Origin of the sequence: Pedobacter miscanthi (genome assembly GCF_003315595.1) — a bacterium.
GTDB classification, from domain to species: Bacteria; Bacteroidota; Bacteroidia; order Sphingobacteriales; family Sphingobacteriaceae; genus Pedobacter; species Pedobacter miscanthi.
The window spans coordinates 103,603-126,818 of the sequence record NZ_QNQU01000005.1 but is presented as its reverse complement, the minus strand read 5'-3'; the positions used below and the strand labels follow the sequence as shown (position 1 = coordinate 126,818).

Annotated in this window: 23 protein-coding genes; 7 read left to right on the top strand and 16 right to left on the bottom strand. The window is 41.3% G+C overall.

Translation table 11 applies throughout. The annotated features are described in order from the left end of the window. Window positions 1-202 precede the first annotated feature (202 nt). The 4 genes from DRW42_RS07455 to DRW42_RS07440 all read left to right on the top strand — a co-directional run bounded on the left by DRW42_RS07455 (window position 203) and on the right by DRW42_RS07440 (window position 4,503). Window positions 203-541: a hypothetical protein gene (locus tag DRW42_RS07455; RefSeq protein WP_147243692.1), complete on the top strand. Its 339-nt coding sequence runs from the start codon at window positions 203-205 to the stop codon at window positions 539-541. A gap of 126 nt (window positions 542-667) precedes the next feature. Then, entirely contained in the window at window positions 668-1,672 is a 1,005-nt protein-coding gene (locus tag DRW42_RS07450) for an ABC transporter transmembrane domain-containing protein (RefSeq protein WP_113948202.1), read from the top strand. Continuing rightward, a complete protein-coding gene (locus DRW42_RS07445) occupies window positions 1,665-3,029 on the top strand; it encodes an HlyD family secretion protein (RefSeq protein WP_113948201.1) in 1,365 nt (454 codons plus the stop codon). The genes DRW42_RS07450 and DRW42_RS07445 overlap by 8 nt, the downstream gene beginning before the upstream one ends. A 22-nt stretch (window positions 3,030-3,051) precedes the next feature. Continuing rightward, window positions 3,052-4,503: a TolC family protein gene (locus tag DRW42_RS07440; RefSeq protein WP_113948319.1), complete on the top strand. Its 1,452-nt coding sequence runs from the start codon at window positions 3,052-3,054 to the stop codon at window positions 4,501-4,503. A 65-nt stretch (window positions 4,504-4,568) separates the two neighbouring features. On the opposite strand, the gene DRW42_RS07435 is transcribed toward DRW42_RS07440, so the two are convergent. After that, window positions 4,569-5,501 carry a DsbA family protein gene (locus DRW42_RS07435; protein WP_113948200.1) on the bottom strand — a complete coding sequence of 311 codons (933 nt, stop codon included), beginning with the start codon at window positions 5,499-5,501 and terminating at the stop codon, window positions 4,569-4,571. 153 nt (window positions 5,502-5,654) lie between these two features. Here DRW42_RS07435 and DRW42_RS07430 point away from each other — a divergent pair, with 153 nt between their 5' ends. Beyond that, window positions 5,655-5,972 (top strand): winged helix-turn-helix transcriptional regulator, encoded by a 318-nt coding sequence (locus DRW42_RS07430; RefSeq protein ID WP_113948199.1) that lies wholly within the window; start codon window positions 5,655-5,657, stop codon window positions 5,970-5,972. A gap of 108 nt (window positions 5,973-6,080) precedes the next feature. Here the strand turns inward: DRW42_RS07430 and DRW42_RS07425 are convergent, their stop codons facing one another. The 5 genes from DRW42_RS07425 to DRW42_RS07405 all read right to left on the bottom strand — a co-directional run bounded on the left by DRW42_RS07425 (window position 6,081) and on the right by DRW42_RS07405 (window position 9,885). Next, window positions 6,081-6,821 carry a glucose 1-dehydrogenase gene (locus DRW42_RS07425; protein WP_208643521.1) on the bottom strand — a complete coding sequence of 247 codons (741 nt, stop codon included), beginning with the start codon at window positions 6,819-6,821 and terminating at the stop codon, window positions 6,081-6,083. A gap of 96 nt (window positions 6,822-6,917) precedes the next feature. Next, complete coding sequence (locus DRW42_RS07420; RefSeq protein WP_113948197.1) at window positions 6,918-7,505, bottom strand: Crp/Fnr family transcriptional regulator; 588 nt, start codon at window positions 7,503-7,505, stop codon at window positions 6,918-6,920. A 73-nt stretch (window positions 7,506-7,578) separates the two neighbouring features. Beyond that, window positions 7,579-7,860, bottom strand: a complete 282-nt coding sequence (locus tag DRW42_RS07415; RefSeq protein ID WP_113948196.1) for a hypothetical protein — start codon at window positions 7,858-7,860, stop codon at window positions 7,579-7,581. A gap of 12 nt (window positions 7,861-7,872) precedes the next feature. Further along, complete coding sequence (locus DRW42_RS07410) at window positions 7,873-8,466, bottom strand: sigma-70 family RNA polymerase sigma factor (protein WP_113948195.1); 594 nt, start codon at window positions 8,464-8,466, stop codon at window positions 7,873-7,875. A gap of 117 nt (window positions 8,467-8,583) precedes the next feature. Continuing rightward, window positions 8,584-9,885 carry a spondin domain-containing protein gene (locus DRW42_RS07405; protein ID WP_113948318.1) on the bottom strand — a complete coding sequence of 434 codons (1,302 nt, stop codon included), beginning with the start codon at window positions 9,883-9,885 and terminating at the stop codon, window positions 8,584-8,586. A gap of 130 nt (window positions 9,886-10,015) precedes the next feature. Here DRW42_RS07405 and DRW42_RS07400 point away from each other — a divergent pair, with 130 nt between their 5' ends. Further along, entirely contained in the window at window positions 10,016-10,450 is a 435-nt protein-coding gene (locus tag DRW42_RS07400; RefSeq protein WP_113948194.1) for a DUF417 family protein, read from the top strand. A 161-nt stretch (window positions 10,451-10,611) separates the two neighbouring features. On the opposite strand, the gene DRW42_RS07395 is transcribed toward DRW42_RS07400, so the two are convergent. Beyond that, window positions 10,612-11,055: an SRPBCC domain-containing protein gene (locus DRW42_RS07395; protein WP_113948317.1), complete on the bottom strand. Its 444-nt coding sequence runs from the start codon at window positions 11,053-11,055 to the stop codon at window positions 10,612-10,614. A gap of 80 nt (window positions 11,056-11,135) precedes the next feature. After that, complete coding sequence (locus tag DRW42_RS07390; protein ID WP_244215223.1) at window positions 11,136-11,735, bottom strand: SRPBCC family protein; 600 nt, start codon at window positions 11,733-11,735, stop codon at window positions 11,136-11,138. 152 nt (window positions 11,736-11,887) lie between these two features. On the opposite strand from DRW42_RS07390, the gene DRW42_RS07385 reads away from it, so the two are divergent. Next, window positions 11,888-12,871 carry a GlxA family transcriptional regulator gene (locus DRW42_RS07385; RefSeq protein WP_113948193.1) on the top strand — a complete coding sequence of 328 codons (984 nt, stop codon included), beginning with the start codon at window positions 11,888-11,890 and terminating at the stop codon, window positions 12,869-12,871. Window positions 12,872-12,906: 35 nt separating this feature from the next. Here the strand turns inward: DRW42_RS07385 and DRW42_RS07380 are convergent, their stop codons facing one another. The 8 genes from DRW42_RS07380 to DRW42_RS07345 form a co-directional block, all read right to left on the bottom strand. Beyond that, the gene (locus DRW42_RS07380; protein WP_244215222.1) at window positions 12,907-13,710 is read right to left on the bottom strand and encodes a DUF72 domain-containing protein; all 804 of its coding nucleotides are present in this window, start codon (window positions 13,708-13,710) and stop codon (window positions 12,907-12,909) included. A 289-nt stretch (window positions 13,711-13,999) separates the two neighbouring features. Beyond that, window positions 14,000-15,679: a S1C family serine protease gene (locus DRW42_RS07375; protein WP_113948192.1), complete on the bottom strand. Its 1,680-nt coding sequence runs from the start codon at window positions 15,677-15,679 to the stop codon at window positions 14,000-14,002. A 2-nt stretch (window positions 15,680-15,681) separates the two neighbouring features. Then, window positions 15,682-16,263: a TlpA family protein disulfide reductase gene (locus DRW42_RS07370; RefSeq protein WP_113948191.1), complete on the bottom strand. Its 582-nt coding sequence runs from the start codon at window positions 16,261-16,263 to the stop codon at window positions 15,682-15,684. Between the two features lie 67 nt (window positions 16,264-16,330). Continuing rightward, the gene (locus DRW42_RS07365; RefSeq protein WP_113948190.1) at window positions 16,331-18,199 is read right to left on the bottom strand and encodes a protein-disulfide reductase DsbD domain-containing protein; all 1,869 of its coding nucleotides are present in this window, start codon (window positions 18,197-18,199) and stop codon (window positions 16,331-16,333) included. Window positions 18,200-18,223: 24 nt separating this feature from the next. Further along, entirely contained in the window at window positions 18,224-19,357 is a 1,134-nt protein-coding gene (locus tag DRW42_RS07360; RefSeq protein WP_167437798.1) for a TlpA disulfide reductase family protein, read from the bottom strand. Window positions 19,358-19,427: 70 nt separating this feature from the next. Further along, on the bottom strand, window positions 19,428-20,855 hold the full coding sequence (locus tag DRW42_RS07355; protein WP_158544294.1) for a PKD-like family lipoprotein: 1,428 nt from the start codon (window positions 20,853-20,855) through the stop codon (window positions 19,428-19,430). Window positions 20,856-20,876: 21 nt separating this feature from the next. Then, window positions 20,877-21,725, bottom strand: coding sequence for a DUF4843 domain-containing protein (locus tag DRW42_RS07350; protein ID WP_158544293.1), 849 nt, complete (start codon window positions 21,723-21,725; stop codon window positions 20,877-20,879). Between the two features lie 16 nt (window positions 21,726-21,741). Beyond that, window positions 21,742-23,208: a RagB/SusD family nutrient uptake outer membrane protein gene (locus tag DRW42_RS07345; RefSeq protein ID WP_113948186.1), complete on the bottom strand. Its 1,467-nt coding sequence runs from the start codon at window positions 23,206-23,208 to the stop codon at window positions 21,742-21,744. Between the last annotated feature and the right edge of the window lie 8 nt (window positions 23,209-23,216).

Sequence of the window (23,216 nt, the reverse complement as noted above, 5' to 3'; positions counted from 1 at the left end):
AATAATTTCTATTTTCATTAAATAATTGTTCCCCGAAATAACGATAATTTAGATGGAGTACCAACTTCCAGTAATTATCCTCCCCTTTTCTAATCCCGTTTTAATACTAGTATAACATTTGTGTCAGGGTTTTAAAAAAGCCCCAGAAACTGGCTTCTGTATAGTTTAATCCTTATTCTTCCGACATATATTTGTGCTACGGATGATGAATTACCTGAGAAAAAACTTATTAAGGAACATTTTTAGCTTACTGGTGTTAAGTCTGCTGGTTACAAAATTCTTTGCTTTCTCGGTAGCTATATTTTTATCGTCAGACAATACTTATGCCATCGAAAAAAGCAGTGAGGAAAACAAAACGAAAGAGGAAGAATCTTTTGAAAAATTAAAGAAAAAACTGCTCTTATACGAATCTTCGGTAATGGCATGCCTCAATTCACAGCCGGCTAACTGCCCCTTGGTAAATCAATATGACTATCAGCCCAGCGTAGGCAATTTTCCGGCAAAAAACGTCCCTACACCTCCTCCCGACCTGATTTCTTAGCCACCTTTAATCAAAATCCCTTAAAGCATATTATGATGTTAATGGGAATATGATGCACACGTTTATCCACACATTAATTATTGCTCCATAGCAGCTGATAATTAACACCTGAAATTAAGATATCAAATGAAAAACCATCATGCTGCCGGCGCACGTTCGCCATGGCAAAGACTGGTGCTTATGCTTCACCTCGAACGCAAAACCATCAACTATATTTATGTTTACGCCATACTGATTGGCTTAATCGGCTTATCGCTCCCTTTGGGAACCAGTGCCGTATTTAACCTGTTATCCAACGGGGCGATGTACAGCTCAACCTATATCCTGATTGCCGTAATTCTGGCCGGTATTGTAGTGGGCGGTTTATTGCTCATCGGCCAGCTTACCCTGGTCGAATTTCTTGAACAGAAAATTTTCACCAAAACCGCCCTGGAGTTTGCTTTCCGCCTGCCGAGGATTAAAAAGAAAGCACTGGAGGGAGAAAATCCTACGGAACTGGTTAACCGTTTTTTTGATATCCTCACCATTCAAAAAGGACTTACCAAACTGCTTGTTGATATTATTGCGGCCGCTGTACTCATTTTTTTCAGTGTAATACTGCTTTCGTTTTATCACCCTGTTTTTATGGCTTTCGGAACTTTTGTACTTATTGTAATTATCTTAATTCTTGTTTTATATTATCGCCGGGGCGTTGAAACCAGTATTGACGAATCAGGATATAAATATGAAGTGGTTGCCTATTTAGAAGACGTGGCTTCTGATCTGGATAGCTACCGCCAGAGTGCTGTTAAAAGAAAAGAGATTATTGAGCGAACCGATAAAATAACGGCAAATTATATCCAGGCACGTAACGATCACTTCGGAATTTTGAGAAAGTTTTTTATCAGTGCGGTGGCCATGCGCACCATACTGATGGGTGCCTTATTGTTATTAGGCTCTTATTTCGTGGTGGAACGCCAGATGACTTTTGGTCAGTTTGTGGCTGCAGAGGTAATTATCGTACAGATTAGTTACGCCATTGAGAAACTGATGACCAATTTAAACACGGTATTTGATATGATAACCGGAAGCGAAAAGCTGGCTGTAGTAACCGACCTGGAGTTGGAGGAAGGAGATCTGAATCATGGGTAAAACAAATAACAACCTGGCGCAGCTACAGAACTGGGAAACACTTTCGGTACATGCCAACAGCAAAATTATAGACGCAAAAGGGCCAAAAAGATTAGGCAAAATACTCTTGTTTATTATGGCTTTTTTTGTGCTGCTGCTTTTTCTTCCTTACCGCCAAACCATTCCCGGCCGGGGCACAGTAACCGCACTACGGCCAGAAGACCGTCCGCAAACGGTACAGAACCAGATTGGTGGCCGGATAGAACTTTGGGCGGTACGCGAAGGACAGGAAGTAAAAAAGGGCGATACCATTTTACTTATTTCAGAAACCAGCCAGTCTTACTTCGACCCTGAACTGCCCGTGCGACTTAACGAACAGCTTGATGCCAAACGGGGCAGCGAAACCGCAGCAGGACAAAAAATTGATGCCACTAAGGCACAGATGAAAGCCCTTAACGAAGGTTTACGTTTCCAGCTAAAGGCGGCAGAGAATAAAGTGTTACAGGCCAGAAACTACGTGAGTATTGATAGTGCAGATTTGCTCGCAGTACAGAAATTCTACGAAACCACAAAAGTAAGGCTGGAAAGGTATGAAACGGGTTATAAAAACGGGCTTTTTTCTTTAACTGACATAGAAACCCGGCGGCTTAAATTACAGGAAGACAACGCCAAAGTGATAAGTCAGCGGAATAAACTGAACAATTCGGCGCAGAATTTATTAAACGCCTCTATCGAACTCGACAACATCAGGGTAAAATACGAGGAATCGATATCGAAAGCACAGTCGGATATGAGTTCGGCTATTTCGGGCAAAGCCAGTGCGCAGGGCGATATTGCCAAGTTACGTAACGACATTTCAAACCTCAACGTAAGGCGTGGCTTATATGTGGTTAGGGCACCCCAAAATGGCTTTATTGTTAAAACCCTGAAAGCAGGAATTGGCGAAAACATTAAGGAAGGCGAATCGGTGGCTACCTTACAGCCAAAATCGCCTATGGTTGCCGCAGAAATCTATGTAAGTGCAATGGATGTTCCTTTAATACTGGATACCAGCGATGTAAGGCTGCAGTTTGAAGGCTGGCCTTCGGTACAGTTTTCGGGATGGCCATCGGTAGCAGTGGGTACCTTTGCGGGCAAGGTATTTTCTATCGACCGTACCAGCAGCACAGGAGGAAAATACCGTCTTCTGGTAAGCCAAACCAACCCGGTTCCAACAAAAGATGAACCTTGGCCACCTCAGTTAAGACAGGGTTCGGGGGTTTATGGGCGTATTATTCTGCGATCGGTACCGCTCTGGTATGAAATATGGCGTCAGCTGAACGGTTTTCCGCCAAGTTTGGAAAAGGAGCCTGTAACCGGTACGAAAGATAAAAAATAGCTATGGAGGTTATAAAATGAAAATGGCTTTAAAAAAAACATCAATCCTATTGGTTTTGGTACTGTTATTCGCCAAAACTGGTTTTGCACAGCCGCCAACCGGCAAAAAAACTGCCGGCAATGATCAGATTTTCTCACTTGAAGATCTGCAATTAATGGTTTTCAGGTATCATCCGGTAATCAAACAGACTCAGCTATTAAGCGAATCAGCCCGAACAAAAGTACTGCAATCTCTGGGTTATTTTGATCCGGAATTAAAAGCCGGGTTCAGTAAAAAATTATTTGGCGGCACAGAATATTACAACAAATGGAACAGTGAATTAAAAATTCCATTGTGGCTTGCAGGTGCAGACCTTAAACTGGGTTACGACCGTAATGCTGGAACCTATCTTAACCCCGAAAACCGTACCGGTGAGCAGGGCTTATCCGCAATCGGGTTAAGTATTCCTCTAGGTCAGGGACTGATTATTGATGCAAGGAGAAATACTTTGAGGCAATCGAAAATAATGGTCGAATATGCAGAGGCCGATCAGCTTAAACAGATTAATGCGGTTTGGTATGGCATTGTTAAAGATTACTGGAACTGGTATTATGCCCACAAACAGAACGAACTGATTAATGATGGCTTAAATCTGGCGCAAAGCAGGTTTAAAGCCCTGAGTGCCCAAACTTTAATCGGGGATAAACCAGGCATCGACTCTGTGGAGGCTTACATAACGGTACAGGAAAGGATAATCCAAAAAGAAAAAACTGCTATTGAATTACAAAATGCCAGGCTGGTGCTTTCCAATCACCTTTGGAATGATCAGGGCAGTCCCCTAGAGCTTCCTGCAGATGCTTTACCGCAAAATATCGATCAGAAGATTACCCGTCCGCCAGCACTGTTACTGGATACCCTTTTGGGCTTAGCGACTACCCAACATCCGGAGCTCTTAAAATTAAAAAGTAAAGGCGAACAGCTGGCCGTTGAGAAAAGTTACCGGCAGGAGCTTTTAAAACCTAAATTAAATGTAATTGGTAACCTGATTTCGAACCGGACGGGATTGAACAGCAATGTACCCGGTTATTACGATTTTAACTGGAGCAATTATAAATTTGGTATCGAACTTGCGTTCCCCCTTTTTCTCCGGTCAGAACGGGGTAAGCTTAGGGAGGTTAAAATTAAACAGCAGGAGCTGAATTACGACCTCAAACAGTTTGGAAGGGAAATCAGAAATCATGTTATCGCTTCGTACAACGATGTTTCAGCATACTCTGCTCAGCTGGCGGTGCAGTCAAAAAGCATCGAAAATCAACAGATCCTGGTAAATGGCGAAAACCAAAAATTTATGTTAGGAGAAAGTACCCTCTTTTTAATCAACAGCCGCGAAACCAAACTGATTGATATGAAAATTAAACAGGAAAGCATGATAGCAGGCTACCAGAAAGCCCTGGCCGAACTGTATTACAAAGCCGGTACAAGGGAAATGAATTAGAAATGATCATGTTCAAAAAAACTCTTTTTTGAACATGATTTCTCCATGTACTTTACATTATTAGGCTAACAATTATTATCCGCATCATTTACCCACCAGATGCTTCCGTTTTTAGTATCAAATACCGAAAGTTTACCTTCGTTTACCAGATTATCCAACAAGACTTTCGCAGCAGAAAATGAAATTTGCGCAAGATCGGCAAACTCCTTCAGGGTTAACGACTGAAAAACGGCAAATAATGCTTCCCAGCTTTTATCATAATCTTTTTTGGGTATTTCGGGTGCAATATGATTAATAGCGGCTTCATAATCGCTGTAAGGTTTAAAGCCATATATTTTTTCGGTGTTTACGTTATCCTTAAAAATAAAAATGGTTGGAAATCCCCTTACGCCCATCTTTACTGCCAGCCCGAGATCTTCGTCAAAAAGTACTTTTGCCCTGCCGTTAAAATCTATTTTCATACGGTCTGCATCCAATCCCGCGAGCACAGCTGCAGCGGCAATGTTCTCCCATTTGGCGATGTTGATTTTACGGAGAAAAACCATTTCACACATGATCCTGAAAAATCTTTTCGCCTTATTCATATCCTGTAACTCAGCCGCTTTAAAAGCAATTGAAGGCGGATAGGATGAATCCAGGGGATCAATGATCCATACATCTCCATCTATAGGCATCTGGTAATGTGGGCTAACCTCGTCCCAATGCGGAGCCACGTCCGATGGTTTGCTTATGCCGCCACTGTTATAACTCCAGTCCGGTAGCAACCCTCCCATCCTGTATTCAATATCCAGCTCGTGGCCATATTCGAGTTTAAGTTTTTTCAACTGGGCTTCTATCCCCCAGCAGGATGAACAGATCGGATCGGTAAAATAAAGCATGCGTAGTTTTTTTTCCGTAGCCGTTTTTAAATCTCCATCTACCGGAGAATTCATTGCCGGCACTTCACAGATTCCCGATATGGGATCACATAACAGTGGATTATTGATTTTTGCGTCCATAAGCTTTTTTATTTGCACATCTTTTAAAAAAATTAACCTCAGGGCGTGATCAATGCAATATTTTCAATGGCCAGGCCGAGAATGATGTATCTTATCTCTATTTTAGCGCAAATCTCCGAAAGATTAACCTTTGCATCAATAAGTCAAAAAAACATGACCACCAAAAACAGTGATAAAAATACCGAAACCTGCAAAGCACAGGCACTGCTTAAACTACTTTCAGGAAAATTCAGACCGGAGGTTTTCCGCCTTTCGCTAAATGGCCCGTTGAGGTTTAGCAGCCTGTTACGCGATATCCCGGGTGCCAATAAACAGTCGCTCTCTGCTGCGCTACGCGAATTGGAAGAAGCCGGATTGCTTGAAAGGAAGATCATCAGCATAAAACCGCTCCATGTTGAATATTACCTGTCGGTAAAGGGGAAATCTCTTGTGCCTTTCTTCCATCAGCTGGAATCTTTTGGAGAAATTTAAATCTCGCTGGTAAAAATAATTTCATTCATTTTTAAACAAAAGCCTCTTTAAGAAGAACTTAAAGAGGCTCAATAACCAGCTTGATGATTGTCAGACCTGATAATCTTATTAAAGTTCCCTTAAACCACCATCCAGCAATAATTCGGCACCAAGCATAAAAGCTGAATCATCCGAAGCCAGGTAAAGTGCTGCAGCGGCCAATTCTTCCGGCTCAGCCACTCGTTTAACCGGTGTGAAATTTCCCATGGCTTCTTTCATAGCTGCAGCCCCTTCTGCACTATCGGTAACCGAAGCAAACACAGGTGTATCAACAGGTCCGGGTGTTAAAACATTAACACGAATCTTTCTGTCGAGCAATTCTGCAGAAAAACTACGTGCCAGTGAACGTACAGCGGCCTTAGTTGCCGAATAAGCTGCATGATTAGGAATGCCCTTGTTATTTACTGTCGAAGAAACCAGTACTACCGAAGCACCATCTTTTAACACCGGAAGCGCTTTTTGAACCGAAAAGAAAGCACCTTTGAAATTGATATCGCTCACCTGGTCAAATTGTTCCTCTGTGAAATCTGCCAATGGTGCCAGTACATAAACACCTGCATTCACGATCAGCGTGTCTACCTTACCAAAATGTTCTGCTACTGTTTGATAGATACGGGTGAGGTCGTCGAGTTTGGAAACATCTCCCTGGATGCCCAGTCCATTAGGCCCGATCTGCGCAATGGCCTGATCGATAGTTTTTTGATTACGTCCGGTAATGGCAACACGCGCACCTTCTTGTGCAAAACGTTTAGCGATGGCTAAACCAATGCCACTGCTACCTCCGGTAATAATGGCTACTTTATCATTCATTTTTAGTGACATAAATATTAAATTTTATACCACAAAGTTGCAGGTAATGGTACTTTTGAAACGATGAACTATTTTAAGAAAAACAGGTGAACCAGTTCACTTTTTCCGCACTTTATCGTTGCGGATCTTCGACAGAAATTCACGGGTCATATTGAGATAAGAGGCCAGCGCGTATTGTGGTAAACGCTGCACCACTTTAGGATACCGCACCACAAAATCATTATAGCGTTCTTCGGCACTTTGCGTTAAATTGGATACAATGCGCCGTGCCAGGTATGCTGCCGAATGCTCGGCCATCAGCCTGAATAATGTGGCCAGTTCCCAATTGGTATCTTTAAGCTGCTGCTCGGCCTGATGATCGATTTGTAATACAATGCTGTTTTCAAGGGCTTCTACAAACTGCGTGGCCGGCGTTTGATGAACATAACTGTTATAATCAGACAGCCACCAGTCGTCGATTGCGAATTGTATTGTATGCTGGTTTCCTTTATCATCTATCACATAAGAATGAAAAGCCCCTTTCAGTACGTAAATCCGGTACCTGGCAACAAAGCCAGGCTGGATAATCATTTGTTTTCTTTTGATCTTCACCACCTGAAATGCGGTGGTTAGCAAGGCTATGTTTTCAGGCGAAAGGCTGATTTTACGTTTGATATTCTCTAAAAAAGGCGAAAGGTCTTCCATGATATTAAATTACAAATTAAGGCATTTTTAGCAAGTATCTTTTGTAAGTAATCTACCTTTTTAACAAGAATTATTAGTTTTTATCCAGCTTTTCCCTGATCCTCCCTTCCATTTCTTCTTTAAAACGATCATCGAGTTTCAGATCTTTACGAACTGAAGATTGAAACAGGTGATGTACCATTTTATTGATGGCTATACTCTGCTGCATAAAGGTGCGGCAGATGGAACATCCTGCCAGGTGTATTTTCAACTCCAGCTTCTCCCTGATCGTAATCGGGGCAAGTTGCTGTTTTTCTATTAAAAATGTCGCTTTACGACAATTATAGGCTATTTTTTTGATCTCTGATGCTTTCATGTGATGATGCTGTTAAATCCAGTTTTTTTGTAGGCACGACCGGAGGTTCACCTTGGTACGGTGGATAATTACCCAGAAATTTGAAGCAGTAACCCTCAATTCCTTACAGATCACTGCAGTTTCTTCCTCATCCATGTGTTTCATCGTAAAAATTGCGAGCCATAACCCGGGTAACTTTTTCATACATTTTTGTAAAATTTCGGTAAACTCCCTGCTGATTAATGCATCTGGTTCTTCAATCCCCATCTCCTGTGGCCAGTGTTCCACTTTCCAGTTACCCGCTTCGGGGTAGAAAAATTCTTCTTCACCATCCACGTCGTTAGCGGGTTTTATTTCTTCACCAAAGCTTTTGGAACGTTTACGGTATACATCGATAACTTTATATTTCAGGATAGCCGTAAGCCAGGTTTTTTCAGAGCTGTTTCCTTCAAATTTATCCATCCGCTCTAGTGCTGCCAAAAAAGTTTCCTGAACCAGGTCTTTGGCAATTTCTTCATCATTAAGCCGCGAAACCGCATAGGTATACAGGTAATCTGCATATTTTGATACCCATTGATGTGGGTCGGTTAGTTTATTAATGGCTGTTTGGGTTTCAATATTTTCCATTTGTGGGTTTTGTGATAAAGGAAAGATGCAACACACTATTTAAGGTGCTACATCCTTTCTTTGAATCATTTAAATTAAGTTGCTGATAAGGGTTTGGTGGGCCAGCTTATCCTCCTGTTATTGTAAGGTCACTTTGATGAAATTTGCGATATCGGGCAAAGTGGTAAATGGATTGGGATTAGGCACAAGGCTTATGGGCTTGCTTTCGGCCAAAGGAGTTCCGGCCAGGTTAAACTGCGTAATACCTGCACCCGGGAACTGATCCAGGGCGGTTCCGTTATTGTAAAGGGCTATAGCGGATGATGCATCACCTTTTTTGAATGGATCTATCCCTTCGGCACCACTGGCAAAAAACCAGTCATTCGAAAACCCGTACATCGTTGCTATCGCTACGCGGTCACCTTTTGTAACCGACAGTTCCTGCGAAACTTTACCTCCCTGCTGGCCATTGATTACCGGAAGCAATACCGTTGTTGTGGAAGCTGCAAGTACATATACTGATTTTACACCGGTTTTTCCTTTTAAAAATGAAGCCAGAACACTTGCATCGCCTTTTTGGGCAAGGTCTTTCAAGCCCTGGTTACGGTCGATTTCTCCAACTTTGTAAAGCGGGTTATCAATCCCGTTGTAAACCACTACCAATATGGGCGAAAGGGGTGTAAATATCCCTGTAATGCCTTTAATATAAACAGATAAAGGTCCGTTATCGCCGGCTTCTGCAATCCAGGTAAGGCCATTTGCTGTTGGTTTATCTTTAGCGTACAAAGGGGCCGCATTTAGCAGATTTCCTCCAACAATATAAGATACCGACCAAACTCCGGGGCTTAAAGGGGTTTCATTCGCCGTACCGCCAGAAGTATTTTCAAGTGTGAGGGTAAAAAGGGAATTACCGTTATACTTTAATGTGGCCTTTACCAGTTTTGATGCAGCCAGGTAGCTGTTTCCCTGGGCATCGGTTGCATTCACTTCAGTAATATTTTTGCTCTCCGCAACGCCGGGGTGCGAAACCGAAGCACCGGGTTTTTGATTAATACGTGTACCGTTATCCCATAATTTTACCTGCATGGATACGTCGCCTTCGATTGGAGTTCCATCGTTATTGTAAACCTGTATGCCGGGATTTTCGGGTGCAAAAAACAGATCGTTTGAAGCACCGTACATTGTGGCGAAAGATATGGCTTCTCCTTTTGCAGCAGAGAACTGGATTGAAACGGATTGTCCAGGTAAAATAACCGGTGATCCGGAACCCTGGAAAACACCTGATTCTACAAGCGGTTTGGAGTTCAGAACATTTTCTACGGAGATGGTTGTTTTTTCTGTTGCGAGATCCGGCTGCGGAGAATCATCTTTTTTACATGCTGCAAAGGTTGAGGCAAGTAGCGCGAGAGCTGAAAGGGCTGTTATTTTTGTGCTATTCATAATTGTTTTTTCCCCTTTGTCGGTGCACATTTCAATTCCTTACAAAAAAATTGAAGTAATTTTTTTTAAAAGAAATCGGTGTATCCGTTGTAAGGTTTATGAGTGCTGTACGACCAAACAGATAAAAAACATGAAAACAAATGTCGATTTAAGAAAATCAGGATATACGCTGGGCGTGATTTCCGTAATCATTGTACTATTTTGGATTGGACTGTTAAAATTCACTCCTGCCGAAGCCATGGCAATAAAAGGATATGTATCGAACAGCTTTTTTATGAACTGGTTATATCGTGTTACCTCGGTTCAGGGGGTATCCAATATTATCGGGATTTATGAAATTGTTACTGGTATCCTGCTGATCGGATCATTCTGGAACCGCCGTGTGGGAGAAATTGCCGGTTATCTTACTCTAATTATTTTCCTAACCACGCTTAGCTTTTTGGCAACAACACCAGGAATATGGAAATTGAGCGATGGAATTATTGTAACAGACTTTTTTGTAGTGAAAGACCTCGCATTTTTGGCGATTGCCTTGCAGGTGATCGGGACCCACAAAAAGCAATAAATTAAATTGCTTAACAGTGAAGGTGGCATCACCTAAAAAAGCCTGTAAACAACCATAAAATATGCGCTGCATAAAAAAGAGGGCGACCATTACTCATGTGTGCCCTCTTATGCGCTTAGTGAAGATTAATCATCTCATAGCACCTAAATTTTATAGGTACTTTAAAATACATCTACACCTTTGCCGGTATTAATGTAACTGAACAGACTTTTTTCAATTAAATTCTGCCATGCACCCGAACAACCTCCATAACATTCAATCGCAGGAACTAGTCCCCGATGGGTAAAAGTTAACCTGGTTTTTTCACCTTCAGGGCTGATATCAAACACAATTTTTGTATTAACCCACTCTTTTTTATCGGATACAAAATTGATTTCGCTATCTGTTACCAACCACACTACCTTTTTTCCGGGCAAAGATTCAATCACTTTTTGTTTTGAAAAATGAACATCGCCCATCTGATAGGTAAATTCATCATTTACTTTTCCGGTACTTCCGTTGATTTCTCCCTGCCACCATCCGCCAACATTATTGATGGTATTAAATACTTCTTCAGGCGACTTATCAAGTAAGATTGATGTTGTGTAATGTGTTTGCCGTTCCATTTTTATTTCATTTAAAATTTTCAATTTTATATCGTTTTTACGCATGCCGTTGTGCGGAGGATGTGGTACATTTTAACATTTTATTTATCCGGCAATCCCCATTTTTTAACAAGTTCGGCGTTAAGGCCTCCTTCTTTCCCATTCGGTTTTCCAGTTCCGGTTTCAATGTAGGTTTTTAAGCTTCCCTGGATATAGCTGGTCCAGGCGTCGTTACATACCTTGTAACATTCGTATTCAGGCACCAGTCCCTGATGGGTAAATACAACTTTAGTGTGATTACCCTCGGGGATGAGCTCAAAAATCAGTTTGGTACCTATCCATTCTGTCTTATCTTTCACAAAATTGAACTGGTTATCCACCACCAGGTATACCAGTTTTTGATTGGAAATTTTTTCGATAAGTTTCAGTTTGCACAAATGCACATCCTTATAGTGGTAAAAAAAGGTTTCATTGAGCACATCGGTTGATCCCTGGATTTCCTGAGACCACCAGCCCCTGAAATTTTGTATGGCCTTAAATGCTACCTGCGGAGTTTTATCAACCAAAATGTTTGTAGTGTAATCTTTGCTTTTCATAATCGTTTTGATTTTATTGGTGTTTGTTAATGTCTTTTGTCCCGTAAGTTTTACCGTCGGGTTCTGGCAGCTGAGCATTGCCATTAATAGAAGCGGTGCTATCATAACTATAGTTTTCATTTAAAAATCAACAGCCTCATTTTCCAGCTGATATACAAAGTAATACAAGAATCTTCAATTTATCAGGGTGCTAATTAGACATTCTAACGGGTTGATTTGGACAACGATATACCTTATCTTTGATAAAAAAAGCGGCTATGAAACACCTCACCATTATAGTACCCAACGGAGAAAATAACCTGAGCAGCATTACCGGAACCTACGAGATATTTTCGAGGGCAAACCACCAATGGAAAACCATGGCAAAACAAGAGCTGTTTAATATCCAGCTGGCCGGAGTGTGTGAGCAGGTTGATTTTAATGCAGGTCTGTTTTCGGTTAAGCCGCACACCACGATTGCACAAATTGCCAAAACCGATTTAATTATTGTACCATCTCTTAACCACAATTATGAGCTTGCGCTGAAGGGAAACGAGGCTTTGGTGGCCTGGTTACAACAGCAATATCAATTGGGTGCCGAAATTGCCACCATCTGCACCGGCACATTTTTGCTGGCGGCATCTGGTTTATTAGATGGAAAAGTTTGTTCTACACACTGGTCGGTTGCCGAAAATTTTCGTCTGATGTTTCCGAAAGTAAACCTGCAAACCGATCACCTGATTACTGATGAAAAGGGAATTTACACCAATGGAGGAGCCTACTCATTTTTAAACCTGATCTTATACCTGGTTGAAAAATACTACGACAGGCAAACGGCAATTTTTTGCTCTAAAGTTTTCCAGATTGAAATAGACCGGAGCACGCAATCGGAGTTTACGATTTTCAACGGTCAAAAAAAACATGGCGATACACTTGTGATAGAGGCCCAAAATTATATCGAGCATAATCCGGATGAAAAAATCAGCATCGGCGACCTCTCTTCAAAATTTAATGTTGGCCGCAGGAATTTTGACAGAAGGTTTATCAAAGCCACCGGAAATACGCCGATTGAATATGCGCAGCGGGTTAAAATAGAAATGGCTAAAAAAGCCTTCGAAACGAGCCGTAAAACAATTAATGAAGTAATGTACGAAGTAGGTTATATTGATGTTAAGGCATTCCGTGAAGTTTTCAGAAAATATACAGGTTTATCGCCTCTGGATTACAGGGGGAAATACAATAAAGACAGTATAGGTAAATAACACATTATAAGTAAGTTACACAAATAATTTAAATATTAAACCATATCGGCAACAAAACCCCTGAGGGTTAAAAGGTTTTGGTAAGCGTTTCCCATTGTGTTGTTAAAATAAACAAAAACTTCCTTTTTTTCTGATAGCCACTCAGCAATATAACCGGCATATTCAGCCAATACATCTTCCGGGTAACTGCCCCTATAGTTGCCACCCGGTCCATGAAACCTTATGTAACGAAAACCGTTGCCGGTATCATCCAATGGACCCGCTGCTGCACCTTTATCATGGATAACCATTCCAAACCCGTTTTCTTCCAGTAGCTCCATCACCTCTTCCACATACAAGGAAGCATGCCTGAACTCGAACGCAATCTTCCATTTTTTTTCGGGATCATGCTCCCGCAGGCTTACCATTAAGCGCGAAAGCTGGGGAAAATCGTCTATCCTGATACTGGGTGGAAACTGAACCAGCAGACATCCTTTTTTATCGCCGGCATGATCGATAACTTCCATAAAGTTAGCGATATCTGCAGGATTAAACCCCAGCTTTGGAGCATGTGTGATGCCCTTAAAAAGTTTAAAGGTAAAACGGAAACCGTCAGGAACTTCCCCATACCACTTTTTTACTGTTGTGGCCATCGGAATTTTATAAAACGAGCTATTGATTTCGATACTATTCATCAGCGAGCCGTAATAACACAGCCTGGAGCGATCCCTGAATGCTTCCGGGTAATGCAGTTTATTGGGTACCGGCAATATCAACCCGCTGGTACCCGAATAATAACCTTCTATTTCTTTTTCCATGTGTATAGAGGTAACATCATCCAATACCAAATTGTTGTGCATAACCACATTCTGATACGCAATTGTACCTGATAAATCTTTAAAAGGGACGATTTTTGTAAACTCGCCGCCAAAAACCGAATTCTAAAACATGAATGCTTCTGCGGCATTGCCATTGAAGTTGATCCAGGGATTTATGTCTTTCATGATTTTTATATTATTTTGATTCTAAATTTAAAACCATTTTTGAAAGTGGATGGTTAAATTCATTTATCAGCTCATCATAAAATTGTGTGGAGACTTTTTGTATTTGAAATGTCTGTTAAGCTCGGCCAGCTCGATAAATTACCTCCTATTTATTAAGATACGCATTAATAAATTTTCTTAGTGCGCTGGTGGTTATGCAGATTACTGAAGTTCTGCTGAATCTGGCGATGTTAATCCCATAAAAATTACCTTCCCAATCGAAAACAGGAGAACCACATGCACTGGCTTTGATGGCCGCATCATGCGCAAAAATATGGTCAAAACCATCTCGTCTTTCTGATTTACCACCTTCAAATTTCTCTGCAGGATGGTTAAATGCCGGTTGTACCCGTCCATCCAGTTTAATGCTTTTTTTTACCTTAACCGAGTCTTTTGCCCATTCAAATGTAAGTTCATCATCTGCCCAGTATTTCATCATTTCGGGTGCAAATTCGTTCGCTTTTGTTATGGGCTTTCCATTAATGCTGATCAGCTCATCGCCCACTTTTATACCTGCTTTTTCTGCCGGACTACCCTCTTTTATCAGCGAAAACTGAGCCGGACTCGAATTATATACCACCATGGCACCGAGATAAGGCATATTACTGATTTTTGGCAAATTGAATAAGGAACTGCTTAAAATACTAGTTATTACTTTACCATTATGCGCGAGAGTATATAAAAATCTTCCCATTTCCATCTTATTATTTTCATCCGAAGCCGAATCTAAATCCACTCCGCCTGCAAGTTTTTCGGAAGACTGAAGCAAAACCAGGTCATTTTCCTTATCCCTTGTTAAAAGATTTAGCGGGCTATTTAATCCATTACCAGCTATTTGCGGATGTTCTCCAACCATGGTGCTTTTACTCAGCAGAAATTGTTTTTTATCTCCATTGGCCGTTTCTACATTAATTAAAGTGGCTTCAATTTCCTGAATCTTACCTTTAACCGTACTCTTAATTAAAAAAGTGCTGTTCTTAAGCGCTGGTGTTTCAAATACCGGGTGTAATGTTTTTTGTTTATTTTCTTTTTCAATAACCGAACGTAAAGGATCTGTTTTAACACTGTCTTCCTCTTTAGGAAAAGCGGTATACAGTATTTCGCTGTTTAAAGCTGTGTGGTAACGGCGATAGAGATCAACAGGTATTTCAAAATTCATATCTTCTGAAACATCAATAGCGCTGTGCAAACCAATCACCCGGCCATGGTAATCAAACAATGGCCCGCCTGAATCGCCCGGTTCCATTTTGCAGGTTGAGCGGATAAATCCATATTTGTTTTTTACCTCAGCCACGCTGCCCAACCTCAACGTGGGAAATGTTTGGTTTAAACTTTCTGGATAGGAAATACTGATACAAGGTTCGTTTTTAACCAGGCTTGCAGAATATCCCATTTCTGCAAAAGGCCAGTTTCCCTTATCGGTGATTTTCATCATGCCCACATCCGGTATGCCTGGGGTAGCTTTGTTTTCGATTTTACCTAAAGCAATTGCAATACATTCGCGCCCGTCGGGAAAAAAGACCTTATAATTTTTACCTGGTAAAATAGTATGTGCAGCTGTGAGGATGTAGCCATCTGCACTTACCACTACCCCACTAAACTGGGCACTGGTTCTTTGTTGCTGCTGCACGTCGAACCCCCACATCCTTACACTGGCAGGATAAGCTTTTTTAACGGCTTCGTTTATAATTTGCTGGAATTTTGCAACCTGTTTTTTCTGGGCCGCAGCACTGAGGCCGATAAACACCACTAAGGTTAATATTATCCCTTTGATATAGTTATACATGGTTATTTATGGGTTTTTGCCAGCATAATCCGTTCAGAAATTTCTGCCAGAGCGGCATCGTCGGTTCCGGTAAAACCGGTTAGTTTAAATACAATATTACCGGCTTTATCGATAATGAATTTTGCAGGAATAGCACTTACGCTGTAAGCTTCAACGGCGGCATTATGCCCCGAAGCATCTTTCAAATCCATTAGTACCTCGAATTTAAAGCCAGATTGTGTGATGTATTTCTTTACATCGTCAACAGGAGTTTTGGTGGTTTCCCATGTATGAATGAAGAGGAATTTTACGCCAGGATCATTTTTATAGGCATTAACAGCAAGCTGCATGGCGGGAAAGGATTTTTTACAGGGTACACACCAGGTAGACCAGAAATCGAGTACGATAATTTTCCCTTTTAAATCCTTTATCGATACGGTATTTCCGTCAAGATCTTTTAAAATAAAGTTAGGGGCAGGCACAGAAATCATTTCTGATAAAAGTTTATTATGCAGGGAATCAGCTCTGCCAGCGGGCATTTGAGCCCACAATTCAATCGGCATAAATACGCACAGCAACAGGCAAAGCCTTAAAAAAAGTTTCATATTTTACGTTGAAGAGTTTAAAAAACGGCATGGCCATTTTACTGGCCATGCCGGGTGCATAGGTAGCTTAAATGGAGATTTCCAACATTTTCTCTTTTGGCGGATAACATTTGGTTTCATCACAAACCTGGTAATACAGGCCGCATTTAATTTTTGTTCCGGCTTTAGCCTGGCTATAATCAATCAGCAACCTAAAGTTTGCTTTGCCCTCAAAAATAAACATGCCCTCGTTTCCCGGATATGGAATTGCTGCCGTTGTTTTCCATTCTTGATCAGCAATGGCCCCTTCAGGAAGCTCTAAACGGGTTTCGGTAACGATAAAGGGATTATCTTTGGATACATAAGCATAAATATGCCAGCCTTTTAAAATTTTGGCTTCAATTACTAGACTGTCTTTTTTATTGCCATTACCGGGAATAAACCTGGCAGAAACAGCTACGGGATCGGCTGTGGTTGGTTCTCCCCCAACAACTGCTTTTGGTAATTGGTAACTATGCTGTTCTCCAAGCGGAACAGTTTTTCCGTAAGTATTAACCATAAATTTAAAACCGCCCGATTCCGTATAAAATAAATTGTTGCGGTTTTGGTTAAGCCAGTTTCTCCAGTCGGCAGCCTTCGTGAAATTTTGTGTAGTATATCTCTCTAACAGTCGCTGGGCCATTGCCACATCTTTGCCATGCTCTAATAAGCTTACACATTTATCTAAAAGTGCTACTTTACGGTTAGAAATGCCTAATTTTTGAGCATCGCGATCCAACTGAAGTGTATACACACCCGATGGATAGAAATACTCATAATTCTCACGGTAGTATTTGTGGTAATGACCAATATTGGTACCGTAAAGCCTGAATAAACTATCGCCTGCAAAACCTTTTACATAATCTTCAAAAGATTGGGTATCATTAGTCACGGGCATTTTCAAAAACATTTCGTTGCCATGGCCAATATCTTCACCTTTTGCTTTTTTATCTTTTAATTCCTGCTGCATTTTGAGCATGCGGAGATTTCCCTCACGCCTTGATACGATGGCCTGGTTATAAAGGTCTTTGTTTAAACGATAAACCAGTTCATCTATACCACTGCGGGTTTCGATCTGCACTTTTTTAACCATTGCTGCTTTATGATCGAATTTTTTGATGTAGCAAATCGCATTTACAAAAACATCTTTGGCTTCATCAGTCATATAGTCTGGCGAACCCGCAAAACCCCACATAAAGTAATTCCCCTGACGGCCAAGGGCTACCGCTTCTGCATTTTTAAGACAAACGCCACCTGATATCGACTCCGCATCAGGCGAATCGTTAAAGCCTTCGCCATGCGATACCATCCCGATCAGGTAAGGTTCTTTTGAGGAAAAACCCTGTTTTACCACCTGCCACATCTCCATTTCTTTAGGGGTTGTTGCTGCCTGATGACCATTAAAAAAAGAACCTGGAGTTGGTTTCTTCACCATGGTCAGTTTTACGGCATTTGGAGTATTAAAAATGGGATGATCTGTTTTAATATTTAAAGCTTCATCATCCAAACACTGGCAATACCAATCAAATTTCAAACCCAAAGGTAAACCAACATTAGGTGCCATGGCATGCATAAGCACCATCGGGCGGTTAAAGTTTGCAGGCATATTAACCGGACCGGCATCCATAAGGGTTACATCAACCCCATCAGACATATCGGGTTTATAATCAGCTACATCTACAACCTTAACTTCGGTAAAACGCAGCTCCAAAAAGGCTTTAAAATCTGCCATCCTGGTTTTGTAAATTTTTTCGATAATTGCTGGTGTAGTAGAATAGTAAACTACATTTTTGGGCATGGGTTTATCGGGATTATACCCCACATACAAAACCCTGAGGGCAATTTTATCCCGGTATTTTCCATTACCAAATGTGAACAGCGAAACCAGCATCAGGCATAAGGTTAAAATCTTTTTCATAATCTATATCTCTTCAGCCTGTAATTAGTTGAATATTTCAGCAAGTTTTTTATTCAGGGGTTCGCCACGCAGGCCATTCCCGATGATTTTACCCTGCGCATCTACCAGGAAACTGGCCGGTACAGCACGTACGCCATATAAACGGCCCACTTCGTTATTCCAGCCTTTTAGGTCAGAAACATGGATCCAGTCTAATCCATCTTTCTCGATGGCTTCTAACCAGCGCTCTTTTACATTATCCAATGAAACGGATATAATTTCGAAGCCTTTATCTTTATAGGTTTGGTACTGTTTTACCAGGTTCGGATTTTCTGCCCTGCATGGTCCGCACCAGCTCGCCCAAAACTCAACCAATACTACTTTTCCTTTTAAACTGGCTAATGAAACGGGCTTGCCCACCACATTATTCTGCGTAAAAAGTGGCGCTGCGTTTCCAACCGCGGTAATACCACTTGCAGCAATGCGCTGGGCCAGTTCTTTACCCATGTCGGTCTCACGATATTCTTTGCTCAGGGCGTTAAAAAGCGGCTGAACTTTGGCTACATCTACTTTTGCCCCGGCAGCTTCAGACAGGGCCACCAATGCGAAATAAGAAGCAGGATGTTCTTTAGCAAACTGGAACTGTTTATCTGTTCTGTTCTGAATGTTTTTGCGATATCGCATGTCAACCGCCTTCATGTAAGCGGTATCTTTTTGCTGTTCGGGCGTACCACGGTTAAAATCGATGTTTACAGCTTTGGTGAGTTCCATAATGGTACCACCTATAGCTTTGTTATAAGAATCGTACTCCTGATAAACTTTTGAGCCGGCAAAAACAGCATTCTGCAAAGAATCTTTTGAGGTAATGCTTACCTGTTCCTTACCGAAATAAAAGTAAATTACATCACCGGTGTAAACAGCTTTACCTTTACCATCTCCGGTATGATCGAGCGCCATGCGGGCATAGGCATTACCAGAAATATGTCCGGCAAATTTGAACATTCCGTTAACAAGGGCTACTGAATCTTCGTGACTTACGCCATTGTCCATATAATCGATATAGGCTTTCGCCGGAGCGCCCAGCGTGCCGATTTTACCTGTTAAACTAAAATTTGGGGTTTGTGCCCAGGTTAAAACAGGGAGCAAAAAGGCCAATATGGCTAATTGTATATTTTTCATTTGTATTTTGAATTAACTGTTTAAATAATTTCCATGCCCGGGCGTTATTTGCCCAAAGCATGGAAAATGATTATTTTCTGATTACAATATCAACCGGAGCTCCCGGAATTCCGGTAATGGTTTGGGTAATGACCCCGTTTTTACCTACGCTTACATCAAGGGTATAAACAGCCCCTTCGGTACCGACAGTTAAGGTATTATCATCGGCACTGATTTTTAGCATTGATACTTTCTTTCCCCCGAAATTGGCATCTAATGTGCGTAACTCTTCATTTAGCGGGTTATAGCGGTAAATTTTATCATTAGCTGTAAAATAAAACACGTTTAAACTGTTGCGCTGCCATTTGGTATCGGCAGTAATGAGCGATGCACCTTTGAAAATCCGTTTATATTCTGCTTTGATTTTTCGGTTTACCGAATCAAACTGGTAGGTAAAGCCCAGCTCATAAATGCTGCCATCTGCAGCTTTAAAAAATGCATAATAAGTACCTGCAGGTCCAGTTTGCATATAAAGCAGGTCCATACCAATATTTTTGGGATCAAAAGCGGTGCCTGCAGGATCTACCACATAATCTTTGCCGAGATAACTTCCATCACCGGCAAAAGTTACGAAGCCTTTGGTTTTGGTATCGAAAGCAAAGTAAAAGGACCCAACGAATGAAAAATACTTCGACAGGCTGTAATCACCCGCTATTTCGTTTGCAAATTTTCCATAATCAGGGGCAAAAGGGGCAGTTGAAGTTACCCCAACATACATTTTACCATTAATAACGCCTGTTGGCACCGTTCCCTGATAAGCTTCAATATGGCCAGGTGCAATTGTAGCCGGAGGGGTAAAAAACTGATCGTTGAAATAGCTTTTCCGCAATAGCGTACTGGCATCCAGTAAGGGGCTTTTTTTAGTCTGATCGTTACACAATACCCAAAACTGTTGCTGGGTGATGGGTTGGTATGGAAGTGGATCTGCAAAATACAGTTCAACAGGATGATCAGGTAAAGTTTCTTTGTGGAAAGCATTATAAATATCCGGAATAACCGTTTTGTTATCGGGTTTTATAAAAGAGAGTTTAGTAGTACCATTATCGTCACTTAACACAATTTTCCCTTTGGTGAACTCTGTACTGCCCATAATATTAAAGGGAATTTTATATTTTAATCCGTTACGTTTATCGGTAATAATCAGTTTTGCCGTGCGTAAACCCGGACCGAGATTATAAACAATCCTTAAGGGAAATCCCTGATAAACCTCTGCCCTTAGCTCTTCCTGAACGGTAATTTGCCATTCGTATTCTAAATCGGTTGATGGATTGGCATCAGCAAGCGTAATTTTTGGATTAAGGATCAGCGAATCGCCCAATAAAGCGGCGAAGGTAGAGTCTTTAAATGCACTAAGCATGGGCGCTGACGGCGGGTGATAATCATAATTACCCAGATCCTTTTTACAGGCCGTATATAAACCGGCGATGATGGCCAGTATAAAAATCAGTTTGAATTTCATCTTCATTTTTTTTATCAACGGTTAGATAATAATCTGTTTGCCGTTCTCATCCACAAAAAAGTAAGCGTTTACCAGTGAGAAATATTTAAGGGTGTAACGCTTGGTTGGTGAGGCCGTATTGTAGAAATCGAAGTCTTTGCTACCATCAGTTTTTGGCGTTAACACAAAGTCTTTGCCGGGGTTTTTGGCAATCCATGCGGCGGGATCATTTAAGAAAACACGGAAATTTTCGATGTAATAAAGCGAACGTGGGATCTGTAGATAAGCATCCGGCTTCGAAAGGTCTACCAAATCAACCGTACCCGATGAGATCAGGAACAACTGGTGTTTGATCCTTCCATATTCTCCCAACTGCGCCCAGTACATCCACCAACCCGGTTTTTCCAAACGGTTAGAGAAAATCACTTTTTTACTGCGCAGTACAAGCGGAAGGTTGGCCTGAAAATCGCCACCTTTTACTGTACTGATCCCCAGGATTACCGATTTATTGGCCAGGGCTTCGTCGGTATTTTTAATGATTAACGGAATTTTAACAGTTCCAGAATCTGCCGGCAGGGTATAAAATGGCTTTAGCGCTTCATAATGCGTTCCCTTTACCGCTGTAGTAACCGAATCAACAACAGTTAAGGCAAACTGCCTGCTGTGCGATACCCTTGGTCCGGTAACCACAATGGGGACCCATAAAGTATCCTGGGCCAGGCCCGGATTAAATGCAAACGAGTAACTAAGGGTGGTGGTATCCTGATTGCCATTCTGATCCAGATAGCGCAGATAAACGTTGTCATCAGCGATATATGGTAACATTTCGTTCTTTTTGCAGGCAAAGAAAGTAATGCTCAAAAGCAAAACATAAATTATATTTTTTTTCATCTTTTGTCTGTTAAGGTTAGTTTCTATAAGCTTGTTCATCAACCGGAAGCGGAAACACAAAAAGTTTATCCGAAGGGGTATAAATAAAGCCTGAGGTGGTAACCACGGGTAAATTCAGTCTTTTGTGCATATAAAAGTTCTGGCTTTCTCCGTAAAATTCCTTGCGGTACTCTCCTTCCAGTTCTTTTATAAAATCCGTTTTGGAAATACCTACTGACAATTGCGTGCCTATTCCACGGTGAATCCTGAGGGTATTAAAATAATCGGCCGCTTTTGTGACATCAGTGTCAAAACTGGCTTCAGCAGCAATCAGGTACATTTCGCTTAAACGTAACGCGGGCATTACCATTGGATGTAAGTTTACAACCGGGCTTGAATTAACCACATATTTTTGCAGGTAAAAGCGATCTGCAACATTCGCAGCCTTTACTAGCCTAAACCATTGTTTATAACGCCAGTCATCAGCCCCAACCGTTCCTAAATTATAGATGGTATTGATCTGGTCAGCTGTGGCAGAATAAAGAGGGTTATCTTTTGCAAAAAGCCCATTAGCCTGATCTATTGCATCCTTCGACGCATACCAACCGAATAAAATTTCATTGTAAAAAATCCTGTCGCGCTTGGTTACATCAGCAGCAAAGAAATCTTCTTTAACTGTCCAGGGAAATTTCAACGATTCAATTACTTCTCTGGCATTGCTTAAACTATTGGTATTGTCGCCTTTATAGAGGTATACCCTGGCCAGCTCCCCTGCAACGGCATAATAGTTAATGCGGTGTCTTCTATTCTGTAAAAACAATGAAGCATTTTTAAGTTCGGTTGTTTTTGTCCCGTTTGGATAACCTACCACATAAGAAGCCGGAATAATGGGATCGGTAGTTTTAAGGAGTGCTTTTGCCTGTTGCAGATCGGAAATAACCTGGTCGATTACCTCGCTCACTGTAGAATAAGGTGTACTTTTGGTCGAAACCGTCGTGACGTAAGGCATGGCTTTAAATGTTGGATTATTCTTATATGATGGTCCGAACATTCTCAGCAAATCGAAATGCATATAGGCCCTTAAAGCAAGTGCTTCGCCTTTAATAATGTTGTAATTACCATCTTTAAACAGGTTTTTCCGGTCGTCAATAACTTCCAAAATCTGGTTTACATTACCTATACTTTTGTATGAATTGTTCCAGATAGTGCTAATCTTGCCCATCCAATCCGGTAGGGTATAATCGAAAGTGGCTATCTTTTGCAGAACACCGTCGTTAAACTGGTAATTCTGCGCAATAATATCCAGATTGCTTACGGTTAAATTGCCCCCATACAGATTGGGGCTGGCCAAACCTACATACGCACCATTTAATGCTTCTTTAAAGCCTTCCTCGGTAGTAAACAACTCTTCTTTCGATATATCAGATTCGGGCTGGATATCCAAAAACTTTTTACAGGATGTAAATGCAATGAGCGTGATGATTATTAATAAATATTTTTTCATTTTCTTAA

Bases quoted from the DNA above. Each gene is read 5' to 3' on its own strand.
- DRW42_RS07455 (WP_147243692.1), top strand. From the start codon at position 203: ATGATGAATTACCTGAGAAAAAACTTATTAAGGAACATTTTTAGCTTA.
- DRW42_RS07450 (WP_113948202.1), top strand. From the start codon at position 668: ATGAAAAACCATCATGCTGCCGGCGCACGTTCGCCATGGCAAAGACTG.
- DRW42_RS07445 (WP_113948201.1), top strand. From the start codon at position 1,665: ATGGGTAAAACAAATAACAACCTGGCGCAGCTACAGAACTGGGAAACA.
- DRW42_RS07440 (WP_113948319.1), top strand. From the start codon at position 3,052: ATGGCTTTAAAAAAAACATCAATCCTATTGGTTTTGGTACTGTTATTC.
- DRW42_RS07435 (WP_113948200.1), bottom strand. From the start codon at position 5,501: ATGGACGCAAAAATCAATAATCCACTGTTATGTGATCCCATATCGGGA.
- DRW42_RS07430 (WP_113948199.1), top strand. From the start codon at position 5,655: ATGACCACCAAAAACAGTGATAAAAATACCGAAACCTGCAAAGCACAG.
- DRW42_RS07425 (WP_208643521.1), bottom strand. From the start codon at position 6,821: ATGAATGATAAAGTAGCCATTATTACCGGAGGTAGCAGTGGCATTGGT.
- DRW42_RS07420 (WP_113948197.1), bottom strand. From the start codon at position 7,505: ATGGAAGACCTTTCGCCTTTTTTAGAGAATATCAAACGTAAAATCAGC.
- DRW42_RS07415 (WP_113948196.1), bottom strand. From the start codon at position 7,860: ATGAAAGCATCAGAGATCAAAAAAATAGCCTATAATTGTCGTAAAGCG.
- DRW42_RS07410 (WP_113948195.1), bottom strand. From the start codon at position 8,466: ATGGAAAATATTGAAACCCAAACAGCCATTAATAAACTAACCGACCCA.
- DRW42_RS07405 (WP_113948318.1), bottom strand. From the start codon at position 9,885: ATGAATAGCACAAAAATAACAGCCCTTTCAGCTCTCGCGCTACTTGCC.
- DRW42_RS07400 (WP_113948194.1), top strand. From the start codon at position 10,016: ATGAAAACAAATGTCGATTTAAGAAAATCAGGATATACGCTGGGCGTG.
- DRW42_RS07395 (WP_113948317.1), bottom strand. From the start codon at position 11,055: ATGGAACGGCAAACACATTACACAACATCAATCTTACTTGATAAGTCG.
- DRW42_RS07390 (WP_244215223.1), bottom strand. From the start codon at position 11,735: ATGATAGCACCGCTTCTATTAATGGCAATGCTCAGCTGCCAGAACCCG.
- DRW42_RS07385 (WP_113948193.1), top strand. From the start codon at position 11,888: ATGAAACACCTCACCATTATAGTACCCAACGGAGAAAATAACCTGAGC.
- DRW42_RS07380 (WP_244215222.1), bottom strand. From the start codon at position 13,710: ATGCACAACAATTTGGTATTGGATGATGTTACCTCTATACACATGGAA.
- DRW42_RS07375 (WP_113948192.1), bottom strand. From the start codon at position 15,679: ATGTATAACTATATCAAAGGGATAATATTAACCTTAGTGGTGTTTATC.
- DRW42_RS07370 (WP_113948191.1), bottom strand. From the start codon at position 16,263: ATGAAACTTTTTTTAAGGCTTTGCCTGTTGCTGTGCGTATTTATGCCG.
- DRW42_RS07365 (WP_113948190.1), bottom strand. From the start codon at position 18,199: ATGAAAAAGATTTTAACCTTATGCCTGATGCTGGTTTCGCTGTTCACA.
- DRW42_RS07360 (WP_167437798.1), bottom strand. From the start codon at position 19,357: ATGAAAAATATACAATTAGCCATATTGGCCTTTTTGCTCCCTGTTTTA.
- DRW42_RS07355 (WP_158544294.1), bottom strand. From the start codon at position 20,855: ATGAAATTCAAACTGATTTTTATACTGGCCATCATCGCCGGTTTATAT.
- DRW42_RS07350 (WP_158544293.1), bottom strand. From the start codon at position 21,725: ATGAAAAAAAATATAATTTATGTTTTGCTTTTGAGCATTACTTTCTTT.
- DRW42_RS07345 (WP_113948186.1), bottom strand. From the start codon at position 23,208: ATGAAAAAATATTTATTAATAATCATCACGCTCATTGCATTTACATCC.